The organism is Lacinutrix sp. WUR7, assembly GCF_016864015.1.
Taxonomy (GTDB): Bacteria; Bacteroidota; Bacteroidia; order Flavobacteriales; family Flavobacteriaceae; genus Oceanihabitans.
In genome coordinates this window covers 1,678,776-1,700,276 of sequence record NZ_CP045067.1, presented here as the reverse complement: position 1 = coordinate 1,700,276, position 21,501 = coordinate 1,678,776, and the positions used below count along the sequence as shown (strand labels likewise).

At 33.6% G+C, this 21,501-nt stretch carries 12 protein-coding genes and 1 tRNA gene; 5 read left to right on the top strand and 8 right to left on the bottom strand.

The window, feature by feature from the left end:
- Positions 1 to 403 precede the first annotated feature (403 nt).
- Genes infB through rimP form a run of 3 tightly spaced genes read right to left on the bottom strand, consistent with a single transcriptional unit; the run spans position 404 to position 4,997 of the window.
- Positions 404 to 3,259, bottom strand: coding sequence for a translation initiation factor IF-2 (infB, locus tag FG167_RS07460; RefSeq protein ID WP_203460790.1), 2,856 nt, complete (start codon positions 3,257 to 3,259; stop codon positions 404 to 406).
- Positions 3,260 to 3,290: 31 nt separating this feature from the next.
- Positions 3,291 to 4,523 carry a transcription termination factor NusA gene (gene nusA, locus FG167_RS07455; RefSeq protein WP_055443783.1) on the bottom strand — a complete coding sequence of 411 codons (1,233 nt, stop codon included), beginning with the start codon at positions 4,521 to 4,523 and terminating at the stop codon, positions 3,291 to 3,293.
- A gap of 12 nt (positions 4,524 to 4,535) precedes the next feature.
- Positions 4,536 to 4,997 (bottom strand): ribosome assembly cofactor RimP, encoded by a 462-nt coding sequence (gene rimP, locus FG167_RS07450; RefSeq protein ID WP_203460789.1) that lies wholly within the window; start codon positions 4,995 to 4,997, stop codon positions 4,536 to 4,538.
- A 503-nt stretch (positions 4,998 to 5,500) separates the two neighbouring features.
- Here rimP and FG167_RS07445 point away from each other — a divergent pair.
- Positions 5,501 to 6,331, top strand: a complete 831-nt coding sequence (locus FG167_RS07445) for a universal stress protein (protein WP_203460788.1) — start codon at positions 5,501 to 5,503, stop codon at positions 6,329 to 6,331.
- Positions 6,332 to 7,038: 707 nt separating this feature from the next.
- Here FG167_RS07445 and FG167_RS07440 read toward each other — a convergent pair.
- Positions 7,039 to 7,111 (bottom strand) — tRNA-Gln (locus tag FG167_RS07440).
- Between the two features lie 223 nt (positions 7,112 to 7,334).
- On the opposite strand from FG167_RS07440, the gene FG167_RS07435 reads away from it, so the two are divergent.
- Both FG167_RS07435 and FG167_RS07430 read left to right on the top strand, forming a co-directional pair.
- Positions 7,335 to 10,763: a DUF2723 domain-containing protein gene (locus FG167_RS07435; RefSeq protein WP_203460787.1), complete on the top strand. Its 3,429-nt coding sequence runs from the start codon at positions 7,335 to 7,337 to the stop codon at positions 10,761 to 10,763.
- 12 nt (positions 10,764 to 10,775) lie between these two features.
- The gene (locus FG167_RS07430; RefSeq protein ID WP_203460786.1) at positions 10,776 to 11,414 is read left to right on the top strand and encodes a polysaccharide deacetylase family protein; all 639 of its coding nucleotides are present in this window, start codon (positions 10,776 to 10,778) and stop codon (positions 11,412 to 11,414) included.
- Here the strand turns inward: FG167_RS07430 and FG167_RS07425 are convergent, their stop codons facing one another.
- Both FG167_RS07425 and FG167_RS07420 read right to left on the bottom strand, forming a co-directional pair.
- Positions 11,415 to 11,708: a co-chaperone YbbN gene (locus FG167_RS07425; RefSeq protein WP_055443788.1), complete on the bottom strand. Its 294-nt coding sequence runs from the start codon at positions 11,706 to 11,708 to the stop codon at positions 11,415 to 11,417.
- Positions 11,709 to 11,825: 117 nt separating this feature from the next.
- The gene (locus FG167_RS07420; RefSeq protein ID WP_203460785.1) at positions 11,826 to 13,058 is read right to left on the bottom strand and encodes a metallophosphoesterase; all 1,233 of its coding nucleotides are present in this window, start codon (positions 13,056 to 13,058) and stop codon (positions 11,826 to 11,828) included.
- A gap of 117 nt (positions 13,059 to 13,175) precedes the next feature.
- Between FG167_RS07420 and FG167_RS07415 the strand changes: the two genes are divergently transcribed.
- Together FG167_RS07415 and FG167_RS07410 are read left to right on the top strand one after the other, a co-directional pair.
- Positions 13,176 to 14,840, top strand: a complete 1,665-nt coding sequence (locus tag FG167_RS07415) for an MFS transporter (RefSeq protein WP_203460784.1) — start codon at positions 13,176 to 13,178, stop codon at positions 14,838 to 14,840.
- A 131-nt stretch (positions 14,841 to 14,971) separates the two neighbouring features.
- Positions 14,972 to 17,146 carry a T9SS type A sorting domain-containing protein gene (locus tag FG167_RS07410; protein ID WP_203460783.1) on the top strand — a complete coding sequence of 725 codons (2,175 nt, stop codon included), beginning with the start codon at positions 14,972 to 14,974 and terminating at the stop codon, positions 17,144 to 17,146.
- A gap of 64 nt (positions 17,147 to 17,210) precedes the next feature.
- On the opposite strand, the gene FG167_RS07405 is transcribed toward FG167_RS07410, so the two are convergent.
- Together FG167_RS07405 and cphA are read right to left on the bottom strand one after the other, a co-directional pair.
- The gene (locus FG167_RS07405) at positions 17,211 to 18,620 is read right to left on the bottom strand and encodes an aldehyde dehydrogenase family protein (protein WP_203460782.1); all 1,410 of its coding nucleotides are present in this window, start codon (positions 18,618 to 18,620) and stop codon (positions 17,211 to 17,213) included.
- Positions 18,621 to 18,785: 165 nt separating this feature from the next.
- Positions 18,786 to 21,428, bottom strand: a complete 2,643-nt coding sequence (gene cphA / locus FG167_RS07400) for a cyanophycin synthetase (RefSeq protein WP_203460781.1) — start codon at positions 21,426 to 21,428, stop codon at positions 18,786 to 18,788.
- Positions 21,429 to 21,501: the final 73 nt, after the last annotated feature.

Below are 21,501 nucleotides of genomic sequence, written 5' to 3'. Positions count from 1 at the left end.
ATATTTTCATCTAATGGATTCGCTTCAAAAGTATTTCTTCGTGTTACAACTAATATTTCAAATTCAAATGCATAGTCTGCTATTTCTATTAGTGAATGCCAATTATTAATTACAATTTATTTGAGAGAAAAAATTTGAATAAACCATTTATGAAATCCTTATTAAACCTTTTTTGTTTGATATAACACATTCTAATTTAGTGAAGAACAAAACCTGTAAGGTTATGATAAATGGCACCGTTTGATACATTTGGATTTTAATTTTACTAACATAATTATCTTATGCATTTATTGTATTACTATAAACTAAGGATCTTCTTAACCCTAAAATTGACAATTAGCTTTCCAATGAAAACAAAAAAAAGCGACCAATTGGTCGCTTTTTAAATTTTATATAATAGAAATTACTTCAATTTCTTTTTTACTTCTACTTCATGGAATGCTTCAATAATATCTCCTTCTTTAATATCGTTATAGTTCTTGATTTGTGTACCAAAATCATAACCTTTAGCAACTTCTTTCACATCGTCTTTAAAACGTTTTAATGAAGTTAACTCTCCAGTGTAAATTACTACACCATCACGTATTAAACGTATTCCTGAGTTTCTAAATATTTTACCCGTTAATGCCATACAACCTGCAATGCTTCCAATTTTAGAAACTTTAAAGATTTCTCTAATTTCTGCAGTACCTGTAATTTCTTCTTTAAGCTCTGGAGATAACATACCTTCCATAGCGTCTTTAAGATCATTAATAGCATCATAAATAATCGAGTACATTCTGATATCGATTTCTTCGTTATCTGCTATTTGACGTGCATTACCCATTGGACGAACATTAAATCCTATAATAATAGCATCTGAAGCAGTTGCTAATAATACATCACTTTCTGTTATTGGTCCAACACCTTTATGAATAATATTTATTTGAATTTCTTCCGTTGATAATTTTTGGAAAGAATCTGTTAATGCCTCTACAGAACCATCTACATCTCCTTTTAAGATGATGTTTAATTCTTGGAAATCACCAAGTGCGATACGACGACCAATTTCATCTAATGTAATATGACGTTGTGTACGTACAGATTGTTCACGTTGTAATTGTGTACGCTTAGTAGCAATTTGTTTTGCTTCACGTTCGTCTTCAAATACATTGAATTTATCTCCTGCTTGTGGTGCTCCATCTAAACCTAGAATAGATACTGGTGTTGATGGTCCAGCTTCTTTAACCTCATTACCACGCTCATCTTGCATTGCTTTTATCTTTCCACTGTTTTTACCAGCTAAAACATAATCTCCAATACGTAAAGTACCTGCCTGTACTAATATAGTAGATACATATCCACGACCTTTATCTAAGAATGCTTCTACAACCGTACCTTGTGCTAATTTATCAGGGTTTGCTTTTAACTCTAATAATTCCGCTTCTAATAATACTTTTTCTAATAGTTCTTTTACACCTGTTCCTACTTTAGCAGAAATATCATGAGATTGAATTTTCCCACCCCAATCTTCTACTAATAGGTTCATTTGTGCTAAACCACTTTTAATATTTTCTGGTTTTGCGTCTGGCTTATCAATTTTATTAATTGCAAATACTATTGGCACTCCAGCTGCTTGCGCATGTGAAATAGCCTCTTTAGTTTGCGGCATGATATCATCATCTGCTGCGGCAACAATAATTGCTATATCTGTTACTTGAGCTCCACGAGCACGCATTGCTGTAAAGGCTTCGTGACCTGGAGTATCTAGAAATGCAATTTTTTGTCCGTTATCTAAAGTCACACCATATGCACCAATGTGTTGTGTAATTCCTCCAGACTCTCCTGCAATCACATTCTCTTTACGAATATAATCTAGAAGGGATGTTTTACCATGATCTACGTGACCCATTACCGTTACAATTGGCGCACGAGGTTTTAAATCTTCTGGTTTATCTACAACCTCTTCAATAGACTCTTCTATATCTGCTGTTATAAATTCTACTTGATATCCAAACTCATCTGCAACAATTGAAAGTGTTTCTGCATCTAAACGTTGGTTCATCGTTACCATCATACCAAGTGACATACATGCCGATATAATTTGGGTAACTTGAACGTTCATCATAGTAGCAACTTCGTTTGCTGTAACAAATTCTGTAACTTTAAGAATTTTGTTTTCTGCTGCTTCTATTTGCTGATCAATTTCAGTTTGTTCTCTGTGTTGATCTCTTTTGTCTCTTCTATACTTAGCACCTTTTCCTTTATTAGACTTCCCTTGAAGTTTTTCTAAAGTTTCACGTACTTGTTTTTTAACATCTTCTTCACTAGGCTCTTCTTTTACAATGGCTTTTCTACCTCTTCCTCCTTGGCCTGGTTTTCCTTTAAATCTACTGTTACCTCCAGTATTTCCTCCTGGTCTATTATCTCCTGGTTTAGAAATTCTACGACGTTTACGTTTATTATCTGAAGATTTATCGTCTTTCTTAGCGTCTTCTTTTTTCTTTTTAGGTTTGTTAAATTGGCTTAAATCAATTTTAGTACCTGCAATTTTCGGACCTGTAAGTTTCTGATATTTTGTTTCTACTCTTTCTTCTACATTAGGCTGACCTTCTACTTTAGTAGCTTCTTCTTTTTTAGTAGATACTTCTTTTTTAGCAGCGATTGGTGTTTCCGTTTTTACAACTTTTTCAACCTTCTCTACCTTTTCTACTTTTTCCGTTTTAACCGGTTTTTCCGTTTTCTCAACTTTCTCTACCTTTACTGGTACTTCAGGTTTTTCAACTTTAACTGGTTTTACTACTTCCGGTTTTGGTGCTTCTTTAGTTTTTGGAGCTACCTCTTCTTTAACCGTTTTTTCTTGCTTAACTTCTTCGGTTTTAGGTTTTGGTTCCTCTTTCGCTTTTTTAGCCTTCGGATTTAAGTCTATTTTACCAACTTGTTTTGGTCCAGACAGCGTAGATTTCGCTTTAACAATTTCTTGTTGTTTTGCTTCTTCTCTTTTCGCTTCAGCCTTTAGCTTTTCCTCTTGTTCTTTCTCACGTTGTTCACGCAAAGCCTCTTTTTCTTTGAGTTTTGCTTCACTAACTTCTTGAGACGCCATCCTTTTGGAAGCATCTGTTTGAAATTCATTTGAAAGGATTTGATAAACTTCTTCTGAAATTTTTGTAGTAGGACGCTTCTCTATTTCGATGCCCTTAGATTCTAGAAAATCCACTGCACGATCGATAGAGATGTTAAGCTCGCGTAATACTTTATTTAATCTTACTGTTCCAGCCATAAATTGCTTTGTAATATAACCTAAAAATGTGTTAGTCTTCGAATTCTGCTTTAAGAATTCTAACGACTTCGTTTATTGTTTCTTCTTCTAAATCGGTACGTTTTACTAAATCTGCAACTTCTTGTTCTAGTACACTTTTTGCGGTGTCTAGTCCAGCTTTGCTAAATTCAGCAATAATCCACGCTTCGATTTCGTCAGAGAATTCGCGTAACTCTACGTCTTCTTCTGCTCCTTCTCTAAATACATCAATTTCATAACCTGTTAGTTTTCCTGCTAAACGTATGTTGTGTCCTCCACGACCAATAGCTTTACTTACTTCTTCTGGTTTTAAAATTGCTTCTGCTCTTTTATTCTCTTCATCAATTTTAATAGATGTTACACGAGCAGGACTTAATGCTCTTGTAATATACAATTGTAAATTGTTTGTGTAATTAATTACATCTATATTTTCGTTTCCTAATTCACGAACAATACCGTGAATTCTAGATCCTTTCATACCTACACATGCTCCTACCGGATCAATTCTATCATCATACGAATCTACAGCTACTTTTGCTTTTTCACCAGGAATTCGCACAACATTTTTAATAGTAATTAAACCATCAAAAACTTCAGGGATTTCCTGCTCAAATAATTTTTCTAAAAACAATGGTGATGTTCTAGACATAATTATTGCTGGCTTGTTTCCTTTTAGCTCTGCACTTTCAATAATTCCTTTTACATTATCTCCTTTACGGAAAAAATCTGAAGGAATCTGTTTGTCTTTTGGCAAGATGATTTCATTTCCTTCATCATCTAAAAGTATTACCGCTCTGTGACGAATATGGTGTACTTCTGCTGTATAAATCTCTCCAACTAACTCTTGAAATTGCTTGTATATATTCGTGTTATCGTGTTCGTGAATTTTAGATATTAAGTTTTGCCTTAATGCTAATATAGAACGACGACCAAGGTCTATTAATTTTACCTCTTCGGATACATCTTCACCAACTTCAAAATCTGGCTCTATTTTTTGTGCTTCTGTTAACGATATTTCTTGATTTGGCTCTTCTACTTCACCATCTGCTACTACTATTCTATTTCTCCAAATTTCTAAATCCCCTTTATCTGGATTGATAATAATATCAAAATTATCATCATCACCAAATTTCTTTTTTAAAGCGTTTCTAAAAACATCTTCTAAAATAGCCATTAAGGTTACACGATCTATTAATTTGTCGTCTTTAAATTCTGAAAAAGAATCAATTAATGCAAGATTTTCCATAACTCCTTTAAATTAAAATTTAATCATAACTTTTGCTTCTACAATATTTTCGTAGGCAATATCTGCCTGTTTTTGGACTGTAACTTTACCTTTACCTACTGGCTTAGGCTCTCTGCTTTTCCACTGCAAAGTAATTTCATTTTCAGTAGCTTCTATTAAAGTACCTTCCATGTTTTCTGTTTTTGTTTTAACTTCTAAAAGCCTACCTATATTTTTAATATATTGACGTTTATGTGTTAACGGAGATGTTGCTCCAGCAGACGCTACTTCTAATGAAAAATCTACTTCTTCTCTATCTAGATTATTCTCTATAGCTCTACTAATAAATATGCAATCTTCTACAGTTACACCATTATCACCATCTAAAATAACTTTTATCGCGTTATCTGTTGCTATAGATAATTCTATAAGGAATAGATTTTGCTTTTCTTCAAGCGCTGTTTCTAATAAGTCTTTTACTGTATTCTTAAACATTTTTTGGTATAAAAAGAGGGGACTTTTCGTCCCCTCATCTTTTTCTTTTTCGTTTCAACGCTGCAAATATACAATTTTTATATTGATTTGCAAAAGTTGTTGAAACACAATAGTTAGAATACGCTTAATTTATAGTATTTGAAGGAATAATAACTTCTTTATATAACAAACTGCTATCTTCATTAATACTATTCATTATAATACTCAAACAGCCATTACCCTCTTTAACTTCTCAATAAAATCATCTTTAATTGGCGCTTTCGTAAACTCTAGTATGCAACAAATTACTAATCTTTATACATCTTAGTAGCTAACCACTAAACAAAAGCAACCTGTTGCTAAGCTTTCTAGACAACTAAAAATAAAAGAAAATAAGGTAAGTTCTTTCATAAAATAGACTAGGTTTCCAAATAAATATATGAAAATTCATACAAAACAAAAAATTGTCATTTTTATTTCTTAAATTTAAGAAGCTATTGTTCCTAATTAAATCTTTAAATGATATGAAAAAAATACTTGTACCAACAGACTTTTCAGAACAAGCAAATTACGCTCTAGAAGTAGCCGCCCAACTTGCAAAAAGATACGATGGAGAAATCTACTTACTACATATGTTAGATTTACCATTAAATCAAATACCGGAACTTGGAGGAGATACCGTAGGTAATATCCCCGAGGCTATGTTTTTCATGAAATTAGCGCATAACAAGTTTGAAGAAATTTTAAGTCAAGATTTTTTAAAAGGAATTACTATCCACGAAACCGTTGATTTTCATCAAACTTTTCAAGGCATAAAAAACACTTGCAAAGAGCATGATGTAGACATGGTTATCATGGGCTCACATGGCGCAAGCGGTTTAAAAGAAATGTTTATTGGCTCTAATACCGAAAAAGTAGTACGCTCTGCTGAAGTTCCAGTACTTGTTATTAAAAACAACCATGAAAATTTCACGATTAATGATTTTGTATTTGCTTCTGACTTTAAAAACGATAGCAGAGAAACCTATAAACAAGCAACAGAACTAGCACAAACTTTTGAAGCTAAAATTCATTTATTATTTGTAAACACACCTAATAGATTTACAACTACAGCAACAGCCAACGCCAGAATATTAGACTTCATTAAGGATTCTGATTTTAGCAACTATGAGATTCATATTTTTAATGACGAATCTGTAGAAAATGGAATTTTGAACTTTTCACACATTATTGGAGCAGATTTAATTGGCATTAGTACACATGGCAGACAAGGAATAGCTCACTTTTTTAATGGAAGCATTAGCGAAGACCTCGTAAATCACGCTAAAAGACCAGTAATTACTTTTAAAATATAATTCACCAAAGTATAGGAATTAAAAAAGTCTTCCCGAAAAGGAAGACTTTTTTTTTGGCCCACTAAGGCTCACTTCGACTGCGCTCAGTATAAACTTCTCGCCAAACAAATTATAAAACAAAAAATCCCTACTTCATTAAAGTAAGGATTAATTTGATTAATGTTGGCCCACTAGGGCTCACTTCGACTGCGCTCAGTATAAACTTCTCGCCAAACAAATTATAAAACAAAAAATCCCTACTTCATTAAAGTAAGGATTAATTTGATTAATGTTGACCCACTAGGGCTCACTTCGACTGCGCTCAGTATAAACTTCTCGCCAAACAAATTATAAAACAAAAAATCCCTACTTTATTAAAGTAAGGATTAATTTGATTAATGTTGGCCCACTAGGGCTCACTTCGACTGCGCTCAGTATAAACTTCTCGCCAAACAAATTATAAAACAAAAAATCCCTACTTTATTAAAGTAAGGATTAATTTGATTAATGTTGGCCCACTAGGGCTCACTTCGACTGCGCTCAGTATAAACTTCTCGCCAAACAAATTATAAAACAAAAAATCCCTACTTTATTAAAGTAAGGATTAATTTGATTAATGTTGGCCCACTAGGGCTCACTTCGACTGCGCTCAGTATAAACTTCTCGCCAAACAAATTATAAAACAAAAAATCCCTACTTTATTAAAGTAAGGATTAATTTGATTAATGTTGGCCCACTAGGGCTCGAACCTAGACTCTTCTGCACCAAAAACAGACGTGTTGCCAGTTACACCATGGGCCAATATCTCAAAACGAGAGTGCAAATCTAACACAAAGTTTTATTTGCACAAACTTTTTTGAAGAAAAAAAAATAAAATTTTAATCTTTCTTTAAAAACAACAGTAAATCAGATATTTGAATCCAGGCAACAAGCTCACATTTATATCATTTTAGTTATGAAAACCTTAAAATCTATGCGCATTACATATTTATTATTAAATTCGCCATGTTAACAAGATAGATACATGACACAATTTAATTTTAAAAAATGGAACACCATTTTAGGCTGGTTTTCTTTTTTAATAGCTTTAATCACTTATAGCTTAACTGTTGAGCCTACAGTAAGTTTTTGGGATGCTGGTGAATATATTTTAACCGCTTCAAAATTACAAGTAGGACATCCACCTGGAGCTCCTCTTTTTCAAATGCTTGGTGCTTTTTTCTCCATATTTGCTTTAGAACCCTCACAAATTGGGTTATTAATGAATATGATGAGTGCTGTTTCTAGTGCTTTTACCATATTATTTATGTTTTGGACTATTAGTCTTTTACTTAAAAAGGTAGTTGTTAACGATTCAGAATTAAATCAAAATCAATCTATAGCTATTTTAGGTTCTGCCTTAGTTGGTAGTTTAGCTTTTACTTTTACAGATTCATTTTGGTTTAATGCTGTAGAAACAGAAGTGTATGCCATGGCAACTTTAATTATGTCTGTTCTATTCTGGCTTGGATTACGCTGGGAACAGGAAATGGATGCGCCTAGAGGGAACCGTTGGCTAATTTTAATAGCCTTTGTTATTGGTCTTTCTTTTGGAGTCCACTTTATGGGTTTACTTACTATTCCTGCTATCGGATTGATTTATTATTTCAAAAATTATAAAGAAATCACTGTAAAGAATTTTATAATTGCAAATGTGGCTACCGTTGCTATTCTTCTTTTTATATTTAAACTTCTTGCTCCTAATATTCTAAGATTCTTTAGTGTTTTAGAAATGTTCTTTGTGAACTCTATTGGCCTTCCTTTTAATTCAGGATCTATAATTGCTGGTATACTTTTAATTGGACTTATTTATTTTGGACTACAATACACCAGAAAGAAAAACTACGTACACTTAAATACAGCAGTACTTTGCTTAACCTTTATTATTATAGGTTTTTCTTCATGGACCATGCTTCCTATTCGTGCTAACGCTAATGTGGTTATTAATGAAAACAACCCTTCTAGTGCTAGAGAATTATTAGCATACTATAATTTAGAACAATATCCTGAAACACACTTGTTTTACGGACCACAATTTACAGATCAATATTCTGGTTTAGATGACATTGAACCTTATGTAGACGACAAACCTAAATACGAAAAAGACTTAGTAAAAGGAGAATATGTTATTGTAAACGATTATAAAAACGCGAAGCAAAACTACAATCATAAACACGCTTCTATTCTTCCAAGAATGTGGAGCGCTGAAAATGCCGAAAACTATTTAATGTTTACTGGTATTTTAGATTTTAAACTAAAACCAGAAGTCTCTTTAGATCACGAACAACGCTCTAATATTTCTGAAATTATTGGACGTTATCAATCCGGAGAGATATCGGAAAGTGATTATGAAAACTTTATTACTTCGAATAGAGGATTAATTTCTGCATATTTTAAAGAAACAGAACTTAAAAAAACGATTAGTGATTTTAAATCGGATGTATCTCAAGGACTAATTGATTATGAAGATTACAATAATTTTTTAAAGCAGTTTGGACAATACATAGATATTGAAAAACCTTCTTTAATGAGTAACATTGTTTACATGTTTGAATACCAATTAGGCTACATGTATTGGCGTTATTTTATGTGGAATTTCACAGGAAAACAAGATGATATTCAAGGTAAATACGACAATCATGGAAACTGGATTAGCGGTATTAACTTTATCGATTCTTGGCACTTAGGTCAATCACAAAAAAATCTTCCTGGGGATGTAAAAAACAATAAAGCTAGAAACACCTATTATTTCTTACCATTAATTCTTGGGCTAATTGGCTTGTTCTTTTTATTCCATAAAGACAAAAAATTATTCTGGACAATGCTTGTTTTTTTCCTATTTACAGGAATAGCAATTCAAGTATACACTAACGTAAGGCCTTTTGAACCTCGTGAAAGAGATTACTCTGTTGTTGGTTCGTTTTATGTATTTGCATTATGGATTGGCTTTGGTGTTTACGCCATTTATGATAGCCTTAAGAAACATACATCTTCAAAAATGCTGGCTCCAGGAATCACATTAGTTTGTCTAATATTAGTTCCAGGGATTTTAGCCGCAAACAATTGGGATGATCATGATAGATCTGGAAAATACACAGCAGAAGCAATGGCTAAAATGTATCTAGACTCCTGTGACGAAAATGCCATTCTATTTTCTATTGGAGATAACGACACCTTTGCGCTTTGGTATGCCCAAGAAATTGAAGGATACAGAACAGATGTTCGTGTAGTAAACACTAGTCTTTTTCAAACCGATTGGTATATAGACCAGATGAAGCGTAAAGCTTATGAGAGCGACCCAATCCCTTCTCAATTTACCCATGACCAATACAAACATGGAACACGAGATTATATTATGAAAAGAGCAATCTCTAAAGACACCATGTTAATTAAAGATTTCTTAGATTTTGTAGGAAGTGAAAATCCTAAAACAAAATTCAAATATATTATTGAACAACAAGGTGACAATCCTAATGATTACCCTAATCAATATATGAATTCTAATTATTTCCCTGTGGAAGACGTGGTAATTCCTGTTAATAAAGAAAATGCTTTAAAATACGGGATTGTAGATGCGAAAGATGCAGATAAAATTGAAGATCATATTCAGATTAAAATTACAGATGGTGTATTATACAAGAATCGCCTTCTTATGTTAGATATTGTTGCTAATAATGATTGGAAAAGACCTATTTATTTTACAGGTGGTGCTTTCGCTGAAGACGATTATATCTGGATGAAAGATTACCTTCAATTAGATGGTATGTGTTATAAATTAACTCCTATTAAAACGCCTGTAGATAGAGCAAACCCTTTTGATATGGGAAGAGTAGATAGCGAGAAAATGTATAACATTGTTAAAAAATGGGATTGGGGAAATAGTAACAGTCCAGACATTTATCACGATATAGAAACCAGAACAAACTCGATTACTTACAGAGGAAATCTTGCGCGTTTAATGGAGCAATTTATCAATGAAGACCAACCAAAAAAGGCTGAAGAAATTGCAGATTTAGCAATGGATAAAATGCCTGTAGACTATTTTGGCTACTATACCTTACTAGAACCATACATAAGTGGTTATTATGAAGTTGGCGCTAAAGAAAAAGCACGTAAACTTTTTAAAGATGTAAGTATTAAATATCAAGAAAACCTAACCTATTACAGTACGCTAGACCAAAGAAAACAGCGTGAATTAGGCGAACAAATAATTACAGATATAGAACGCTACAAAGCACTTGTAGATGTTGTTTTAGATTATGACGATGAACTAGCAAAAACCGAAGCTAAAACCTTTACTAACTTCTTACAGTTATTCGATCATTTTAATGCTGGCATTTCTAAGGAAGCACCTAGAACGCAAGAAAAAGATATCGATTTAATTCAAAAAGACACGGTTATTGCACCAGAATAAAATCTGGAAAACATGAATTTAACACCAGTAAAAACACCTTTAGTTGTACAGAAGATATTCCCAAATTATACTTGGGAAGTATCTTCTAATACGAAAGAGATTTACTTGACTTTTGATGATGGCCCAACGCCAGAAATCACCAATTGGGTTTTAGAGTTATTAAAACAATACAACGCAAATGCTACTTTTTTCTGTATTGGAAATAATATTGAAAAGCATCCAGAGATCTTTCAAAATATTATAACGGAAGGTCACGCCATAGGAAACCACACGCAAAATCATATTAAAGGTTGGAAAACTTCGGTTGCAGATTATTTAGAAAACGTAAAACAAACGCACAACTTAGTACTAAATAAGAATCAAATCAAGCTGAACTTATTTCGTCCTCCTTACGGACAAATAACTCCAAAACAAGGCACTGAAATCATAAAACTTGGTTATAGAATAATTATGTGGAGTGTACTTTCTATAGATTGGGACGACTTTGTTTCCAGAAAAATCTGTTTAAACAATGTAATTACAAAGGCGAATTCTGGAAGTATTATTGTTTTTCACGATAGCATAAAAGCTTCAAAAAATATGCAATATGCGCTACCTAAGGTGTTAGAACATTTTAGTAATAAAGGCTATACTTTTAAAAGTATTACGTAGTTACACATACTCTTGAATCAATCCAATAAGCGTATCCGAATCCTGCTCACCGGTTTGCCTCCATTTCATTTCTCCATTTTTATAGATAATTAAAGTCGGCACATTTTTAACTCGCAAAGCTTCAGCTAATTCTTTATTTTTATCTACATCAATTTTAATCACTTTTGCTTTATCGCCAAGAGCAGCAGCAACATCTCTTAGTATGGCATGCATATTACTAGATTTCTCATCTACTGCAAAAAAGTCTAACAGTACAGGAATCTCTACGTCTATAAGTTCTCCAAATTTTGACATATACTATAGTTTTTTAATCCAACACGTATCTACTTAAAATCCAAATACCTAATAACGGAATTGCGTGTTATTTATAAAAATAAGCATTTTCATATTAAAAATAACATTTCTTAGAAATTATGTGTTGCTAGAACCTCTTTTAAGCTCTATTACCGTTACTTCAGGCCAAATCCCAACTCTCCCAGGAAAAGCATGATAGCCAAAACCTCTATTTACATTAATAAAACGCCCAAATTCATTATATAAACCAGCCCATTGTTTATACACATATTGCGAAGGACTCCATCTAAAAAAACCAGGAATCTCTATTCCCATTTGTAATCCGTGCGTATGCCCACTTAAGGATAAGTGATAATTGAAATCATGATTTTTCACTTTATATTCCCAATGCGAAGGATCGTGTGTCATCAAGATTTTAAAATCGTCTTTATCAATTCCTTCCGAAGCTTTTTCTAAATCCCCAGCTTGGTTAAAACCTTTACCCCAATTTTCTACACCTACTAATGCTATTTTTTGTCCGTCTTTTTCAATGTACCTGTTTTCATTCAGCAATAAATCAAAACCTATTTTTGGGTGAATATCTTTTACATCTTGAAAGTTCTGAATCTTATCTTCTGGTTTTTCCCATTCTACATAATCTCCATAATCATGATTTCCAAGTACCGAATATTTTCCCATTGGCGCTTCTAGTGTTTTAAAAACGTCAATCCAATCGTTCATTTCATCTGCTTTATTATTTACAATGTCTCCTGTAAATAAAATAATATCCGATTGCTGATCATTAATCATTTTTACACCATATTCAATTTTCTCCTTATTGGTAAAACTACCAGAATGAATATCGGATATTTGTGTAATTTTCAACCCATCAAAAGCTTCTGGTAAATCATTAAACGTTAATTGGTATTTAAGTACTTTATAGTTGTAACGCCCTTGAATTATTCCATATAAAAAAGAGGCAAAAGGTATTGCTGCCAATCCCAATGCTATTTTAGAAATAAACGCACGTCTTCCTGCTATAGATTGTGTTTCACCACTTGAAAAAACAGATATTAGTTTTTGAAAACCTCTAAAAATATCTTCTCCAAACATCACTGCTAAAATCAATATTTTAGGAATCAAAAACGTAAGTAAAAACCCTGTCGCTAATTGAAACCCGTTGGTTTGTCCTGCACTTCTAGGTGTTGTAAAAACAATATAAAATAAATGGGTATAAATGGCTACTGCAATAAGAATCCAAATCCATCTTATTATTTTGTTATTTGTAATTGTTTTTAAAGCCTGAAAGGCATAAAACTCTACAAAAAATAAGACTAAGGAAACTATTACAAGGGTGATGACAAATCTCATTTAATGAATTTTCATCAAATGTAATTCTTTAAAGCTCATTTTAACATTCCATATTTATATTTAACTATACCTTAAGATTTATTATATTACAATTCGTAAAATAATAAAACCACCTAAATGAACAATCAAAATAACAAATCAGCACTAACTACTTTAGTTACTGTTTTCTTTTTTTGGGGATTTATAGCGGCGTCTAATGGCGTGTTTATTCCTTTTTGTAAAACCTACTTTAACATCGATCAATTTCAATCCCAATTAGTCGATTTTGCATTTTACGGTGCATATTATCTAGGTGCTTTATTATTATTTGTTTTATCTAGTTCTATAAAAAAAGACATCCTAAATTCTTGGGGGTATAAAAACGGAATTGTTTACGGTTTGCTACTTTCTGCCATTGGTGCATTTGTTATGTATCCAGCAACTATGGGAGCAGAACAAGGACAAACACAAGTTTTCTACTTTGTTTTAATCGCCCTTTTCATAGTCGGCTTAGGGTTTTCGCTACAACAAACCGCAGCCAATCCTTTTACCATTGCTCTTGGTGATCCAGAAACGGGATCACACCGACTAAATTTAGCAGGAGGAATAAACTCTTTTGGAACCACTATTGGACCAATAGTAGTTGCATTTATCATTTTTGGTTCTGCGCCTTTATCTGGTGAAGAACTAACCACCATGATTAAAAACAATGAAATAAAACTAACCACCATTCAAGCACTATATATTGGTGTTGGTTTATTATTTTTGGTAGCTGCAGCATTATTTCATTTTTCAAAAAAACTACCAGCTTTAAAATCGGAAACAGCTTTTGAGCCTGCTAATAAAGCAAAAAACACGCTACTCGTTTTAACGGTAATTATTATCGCTTGTTTCGGGTATATTTTTAGCACCTATTCTAGCGGAGAAATATCTTCGGAAGCATTAGAACACAAAAGATTGATCTTATTATTAATTGCTTTAGTAGCAGTCATTGGAAGTCTTATTTTTGCGTATTCTAGTTCTTCTAAAAAAGCCGAAGGTTGGGGAGCTATGAGATACCCACAACTTGTTCTAGGTATGTTGGCCATCTTCACCTATGTTGGTGTAGAGGTTACTATTGGTAGTAATTTAGGCGAATTATTAAAACAAGCTGTAAACGGAACAAACTTAAACGCATTAGGTTTAGCAACATTAAATGACGGACAATTAGCACCATACATTTCGCTATATTGGGGAGGTTTAATGGTTGGTCGTTGGGTTGGAGCAATAACGGTTTTCAATCCTAGTAAAGGACTTAAAAAAGCATTATTAATTATAGTACCATACCTTGCGTTTGGCGTTATTTTACTAGTCAATTTTGGTAAATACTCATCAGATCAAATACTCTTTTTCGGAATTTGTGTAGCAGTACAGATCTTTGGTTTCTTTTTAGCGAAAGACAACCCTGTAAAAACTTTAAAAATATTTAGTCTCTTCGGTGTTTTAGCTATGCTAATTGGTTTATTTTCTTCTGGAAATGTGGCTTTATTTGCATTCTTATCTGGAGGATTATTCTGCTCTATTATGTGGCCATGTATTTTTACTCTAAGTATTGCTGGTCTAGGAAAATATACCTCTCAAGGTTCTGCTTTTTTAATTATGATGATTCTTGGTGGTGCAATTATTCCACCACTTCAAGGAAAATTAGCAGATGTTTTTAATATTCAATCGTCGTACTGGATTGCTGTTTTATGTTTTGCCTATTTATTATTCTATGCCTTTAGAACAAAAACGGTATTAGACAGACAAGGCGTAAAATACTAGTAAGTCTTTTGTTTATTTTTCAAGAAAAGAAACCATCTATACAGAAAACAGAACCAACTATACAATAAGAAAGTAAGCGCTTACATTTTATAGCTAATTGATTTATATTTAACACTTTAAAAATATAAATTATGAAAAAAAGATACTTTTTTATTCTCATACTAATTTTAACGCAATTTACATTTGCGCAACCTGCAAATGACGATTGTTCTTCTGCAGCATTAATAACGGTTACAAATACAGCCACTAATTTCACTTTTGATATTAATACTGCTTTAGTAAACAACCAAACCATTTGTTCCTCCACAGAAGATTTTGCAGACGTTTGGTACGAATTCTCCATGCCTTATGATGGGAATATTCATGTCGATGGGAGTTTATTCTGGAATGGTTTTGCCCTCTACGACTCTTGTGGTGGTGCAGAAATAGATTGTGGTAGCTCCAGTACACTTTTTACGAATCTATTATCAGGAAACACCTATTTTCTTCGTATTTATAGAACCGCTGCAACAGCATCCAATACCACCTATCAAAATTTTAGTATTAAAGCTTTTCCAACAGCAACAAATGACGATTGCACTTCGTCTACAAACATTGCAATTTCTACCGCTTCAACCACAGTAAATTTCGAAATTGGAGGAGCATCTATTAATAATGAAATTGGATGCAACGGCACAACAGCATTCGATTATGTAGACATTTGGTATGATTTTAACATGCCTGTAAATGGCAATGTATATATTGATGCTGGTATCAACTGGAACAACATAGCACTTTATGATACATGTGCTGGAACAGAAATTCAATGTGGTTCTAGTAATGAACTCATAACAGGGCTTACCGCTGGGACTAATTATAAATTGCGAATTTTCAGAACGACTCCAAATGTAAACAAGACCTATTTAAGCTTTAATATAACCGCGTATGAAGAAGCAACAAATGAGGATTGTATTTCTTCCGAAAACATAACCGTTTCTACAACGATAGCAACTATTAATTTTGATATTGCAGGAGCATCTATAAACAATGAAATTGGTTGTAGCGGAACTACGACCCAAGATTACACCGATATTTGGTACGATTTCACCATGCCTGTAAACGGAAACTTATTTATTAACGGAGCGATTAATTGGAATAATTTTGCGCTATACGATGCTTGCGGCGGAACAGAAATACAATGTGGCGCAGCAAATGAACTTATTGAAAATTTAACCTCCGGAACCAATTATAAACTAAGAGTATTTAGAACTTTAGCACGAACACCAGAAAACGGTTATAGAAGCTTCACTATTCAAGCATTTGAAAATGCAACTAACGACAATTGTGTTTCTTCCGAAAACATAAACGTTTCCACAACCGAAGCAACTATTAATTTTGACATTGCAGGAGCATCCATAAACAATGAAGTTGGTTGTAGCGGAACAACACCTTCCGATTACACAGATATTTGGTACGATTTCACCATGCCTGTAAACGGAAACTTATTTGTAAACGGAGCGATAAACTGGAATAATTTTGCGCTTTACGATGCTTGCGGTGGAACAGAGATACAATGTGGCGCAACCAATGAACTTATTGAGAATTTAACCTCTGGAACCAATTATAAACTAAGAGTGTTTAGAACTTTACCGCGAACAACAGAAAACGGCTATAGAAGCTTTACTATTCAAGCGTTTGAAATCATAAATAACGACGATTGTACCTCAGCAGAAAACATTACAGTTACTAATACACCAACAACCGTAAACTTCGGGATTGCTGGAGCCTCCATTAATAACGAAGTAGGTTGCTCCGGAACAACCGCAGAGGATTATGCAGATATTTGGTATGATTTCACGATGCCAATTGATGGATATATCGTTATTGATGGATCTTTAAGTTGGAATAATTTTTCGCTCTATGACGCTTGCAGTGGCAATGAATTAGGTTGTTTTTCTAGTCAAGGTAATATTGCTGGTTTAACAAGCGGAACAACATATAAACTTCGTGTATTTAGAACTTTAGCACTTGCAAATAATGATGGATATAAAAGTTTTACCATTCATAGCACGGAAACCTTGAGCACTAACAACACAGCTTTAGAAGACAATATTCATGTGTATCCAAATCCAGCAGATGCTATTCTAAATATTGCTAGTTCTAAAAACCAAACGATTTCTTCTATTAGCTTATTCAATATATTAGGGAAAAAAGTTCTGACAACAAAAGCAGAAACAATGGATATTAGCTCCTATCCATCCGGAATTTATCTTTTGAAAATTGCTACTGAAAAAGGGGAAGTCACCAAAAAAATTGTCATTCAATAAAACATAAAGACGCTATTAGTCTAAAAAGGGAGAAATTAAGTAATCTTAATAATCCCTTTTTTTATTAAAACCACTTGATAGTTAAGTCTACCAATTTCTGTTTAAAATTAGTATAAGGCGGAAACAAAAATTCAATAGATCCTACGGTATGTTGCTTCAATACAGAACGCATGTTCGAGAATTCCTGAAAACCAAAAATACCATGTGATTTACCAATCCCGCTATTATTACTTCCTCCAAATGGCAGATTATGATTGGTATATTGCAATACGTTATTGTTAATTGCCGTACTTCCTGCTCTAGTATTTTTTATAACCGTATTTATATTCCTTTTACTCTTAGAATATACATAAAGCGCCAAAGGTTTTTCTTTAGCATTAATATAAGTAATAGCTTCTTCAAGTGTCTTATATGTTTTTATTGGAAGAATAGGTCCAAAAATCTCGTCTTGTAAAAGCGAAGCACTTTCTGGTACGTTAGAAATTACGGTTGGTTCTATAAAGTTATCTTCGGAAGCTGTTTTACCTCCAATTTCAATCGTGGCATTATTGGATTTCGCATCTTCTAAATGCGCTACTAAACGCTCATAATGTTTTGCATTCACTACACGTGAAAGGGAATCGGAAGCCGAAGCATCGGCCGTATAAAAGGTTTTCAACTGTTCTCTTAATTCTGTAACAAAAGCATCTTTCACCGCATCTTTTACCAAAATATAATCTGGAGCAATACAGGTTTGTCCGCTATTTAAAAACTTTCCCCAAGCAATCTTTTTAGCTGCAGCTTTTAAGTTCGCCGTTTCGTCAATAATGGTCGGTGATTTCCCACCAAGCTCTAAAGTCACCGAAGTTAAATGCTTAGAAGCGGCTTGCATTACAATTTTTCCAACTTGTGGAGATCCAGTAAAAAAGATGTGATTAAAAGGAAGTTTTAATAATTCTTGCGATACTTCTACTTCCCCTTCTACTAAAGCAATTTCGTTTTCATCAAACAAATCGACAACAATCTCTGCCATCACTTTAGAAATGTGTGGCGTCATTTCACTAGGTTTAATAATCACCGTATTTCCTGCTGCAATTGCAGAAACTAATGGTCCGAAAGTTAAGTTTAAAGGAAAATTCCAAGGAGAAATAAGCAAACAAACGCCTTTTGGTTCGTTAATATAATACGAAGACGACCCTAGTAAAGACATTGGTGTGTCTACAATTTGACGTTTCAGCCAGGATTTTAAGTGACTTTTAGCGAATTTAATTTCACCAATAACCGGATAAATTTCTGTTAAATCCGTTTCTGTAAAAGGCTTTTTAAAATCATCAAACAATGCTTGACGGATTTTATCCTTATACGTAAACTCCACCGCTTTTTTTAAGGCATTCAGTTTTGCAATACGCTGTTTATAGGTCGTGTTTCCTATGTGGTATTGGTTTGCTTTTTGGGTATTAAATAAAGTAGCGTATTTATTATCGGAGTAATTCATAGTTAACTAAATATTATTTAAAATCAACGAGAAGCTGACTACAAGGTTTATAATCAAAAAATGTCATATTAAACGCAGTCCAAATACTTTAAAAGATAAAACATTAAGGTTTCCGACTGCGCTCAAACTGACATTATATATTATTTTCGAAAGCTTTATTTTTAATTAATCCGCGTAATTCAATTCACCATTCGCTTCTTGTTCTTTAAACTTTTTCACTAGTTCTAAAGCATCTGGAATCACATCACTACACAAAATAATCAACGAACCTTTCACCGCGTTTTTAACTGCAAATTTAATGGCTTCTTTTTCCGATGGAATAATGGTTGTTTTCTTATTCGGATCTTTCATTTTAATACCATCATTCAGCATTTTAATAAGCTCCTCTTCGGTTTTTCCGCGTAAGCGTTTGTCTTGCCTAATAATAATTTCATCAAACATTTCGGCAGCAATACTACCCATTTCATTATTATCTTCCACACGTCTATCACCAATTCCTGCAATAATTCCCACTTTCACCGTAGCATCTAATTCCTCCACAAAATTTTGAAGGGCACGCATTCCTGCTGGATTATGTGCATAATCTAAAAGAATGGAAAAGTTATTAAATTCGAATAAATTTAAACGACCAGGAGTTTGTGTTGCCGAAGGAATAAAAGTTTCTAAAGCGGCTTTCATATCTTCAATACTAATCCCTTGCACATGTGCAGCAAGCACCGCACCAAGTACATTTTGAATCATGAATTTTGCTTTTCCTCCATAGGTTAGCGGAATATTCACCGCTTCCATAATACGCATTTTCCATTCGCCTCTACAAATAGTAACCCAACCGTTTTCGTACACAGCAGTGATACCATTAAGACGTTGTAATGCTTTTATATGCGGATTGTTTTCATCCATAGAAAATAGGGCAACGTTACAATCTAAATTACGACGCATATCATACACCAAATCATCGTCTGCATTTAAAATAGCATAACCATCTGGTAAAACCGTTTCTGGAACAACCGCTTTCACTTTTGCTAATTGTTCTACGGTATGAATTCCTTTTAAGCCTAAATGATCTGCTGCAACATTTGTTACCACAGCGACATCACATTTTTTAAAACCTAATCCAGCACGAAGCAATCCACCTCTTGCACATTCTAAAACTGCAAAGTTTACGGTAGGATCTTTCAGTACAAATTCGGCACTTGCCGGACCTGTACAATCACCCGTCATTAGTAATCTATTTTGTATATAAACACCATCACTTGTGGTGTAACCAACACGATGGCCATTCATTTTTGCAATATGTGCAATAAGTCTTGTTGTGGTTGTTTTTCCATTCGTTCCAGAAATAGCTACTATAGGAATACGTCCTGTTTCGCCTTTTACTGGAAATAACTTATCAATTACTGGAGCAGCGACATTACGTGGTAATCCAGTAGTTGGTGCTAAGTGCATTCTAAATCCTGGACCAGCATTTACTTCTAAAACAGCACCACCAGTTTCGGATAGTGGTTTAGAAATATCGGTGGTCATGATATCAATTCCGCAGATATCTAAATCTATAATTTTAGAAATACGTTCTGCCATAGCAATATTTGCAGGATGAATAATATCTGTAATATCTTCTGCAGTTCCTCCTGTACTCAGATTTGCAGTATCTTTTAATATCAGTCTTTCATCTGCTGCTAAAACCGACTCTAAAGTATAACCAGCATCTTTAATTATGGTTTGCGTTAACTCGTTGGTAGTAATTTTGGTCAGTACATTTTCATGTCCAAAACCACGACGAGGATCGCTATTCACTTTATCTATTAATTCTTGTATTGTAGATTTTCCGTCACCAATAACATGTGCAGGAGTTCTAATGGCTCCAGCCACTAACCTATTATTAATTACTAGAAGTCTATAATCTTGACCAGTAATAAATTTCTCTACAATAATAGCACCGCTACGAGAGCTTTCTTTTGCATGATGAAAAGCAGCTAAAGCATCTTCATAATTATTAATATCTACGGTAATTCCTCTTCCATGATTGCCATCTACAGGTTTAATCACTAAAGGATAACCAACATAACGACATGCTTCCTCTAGACTACGTTCGCGTCTAATAATATCACCACGAGGCACTTCTACTTCTGCTTGTTCTAACAAGTATTTGGTATCTTCTTTATCACACGCTAATTCTACACCAATACTGCTTGTTTCACTAGTAACTGTTGCTTGAATACGTTTTTGATTTGCGCCATAACCCAATTGGCAAAGCGAATATTTATTTAAACGAATCCAAGGAATTCCTCTAGATTCGGCTTCTTCAATAATAGATCCTGTACTCGGACCTAATCGATCCGATTCGCGAAGTTCTCGCATTTCTTGAATATCATCGGTTAAATCATAGTCTTCGCCAGCAATTAAAGCTTCGCAAATTCGGACTGCAGATTTTGCTGCAAAGCGACCAACAGATTCTTCCATATAAGAAAAAACAACGCTATACACGCCATGTTCTCCATAGCCTCTGGTTCTTCCAAAACCAGTATCCATTCCAGCCAATGTTTGAATTTCTAAAGCAATATGCTCTATAATATGTCCCATCCAAGTACCTTCATCCACGCGCATAAAAAAACCACCTTCGCAACCTTCTGAACATCGATGCGAATACATCGTAGGAAACATTGCTTTTAATCTTTCTGGAAATCCATCAATTTTATTCGATGGTAATTCTTCCATTTCTTCCAGATCAAGAACCATTACTATTAGTTTGTGACGTCTTATAGACCAGTAGTTTGGCCCTCTCATGGCATTTATTTCGCGTATCTTCATGCAGATTTTGGTTTAATTAGTTAGTGTGAAAGATTATAAATATATACAATTTCTGTAAAAAAATTAGCCTATT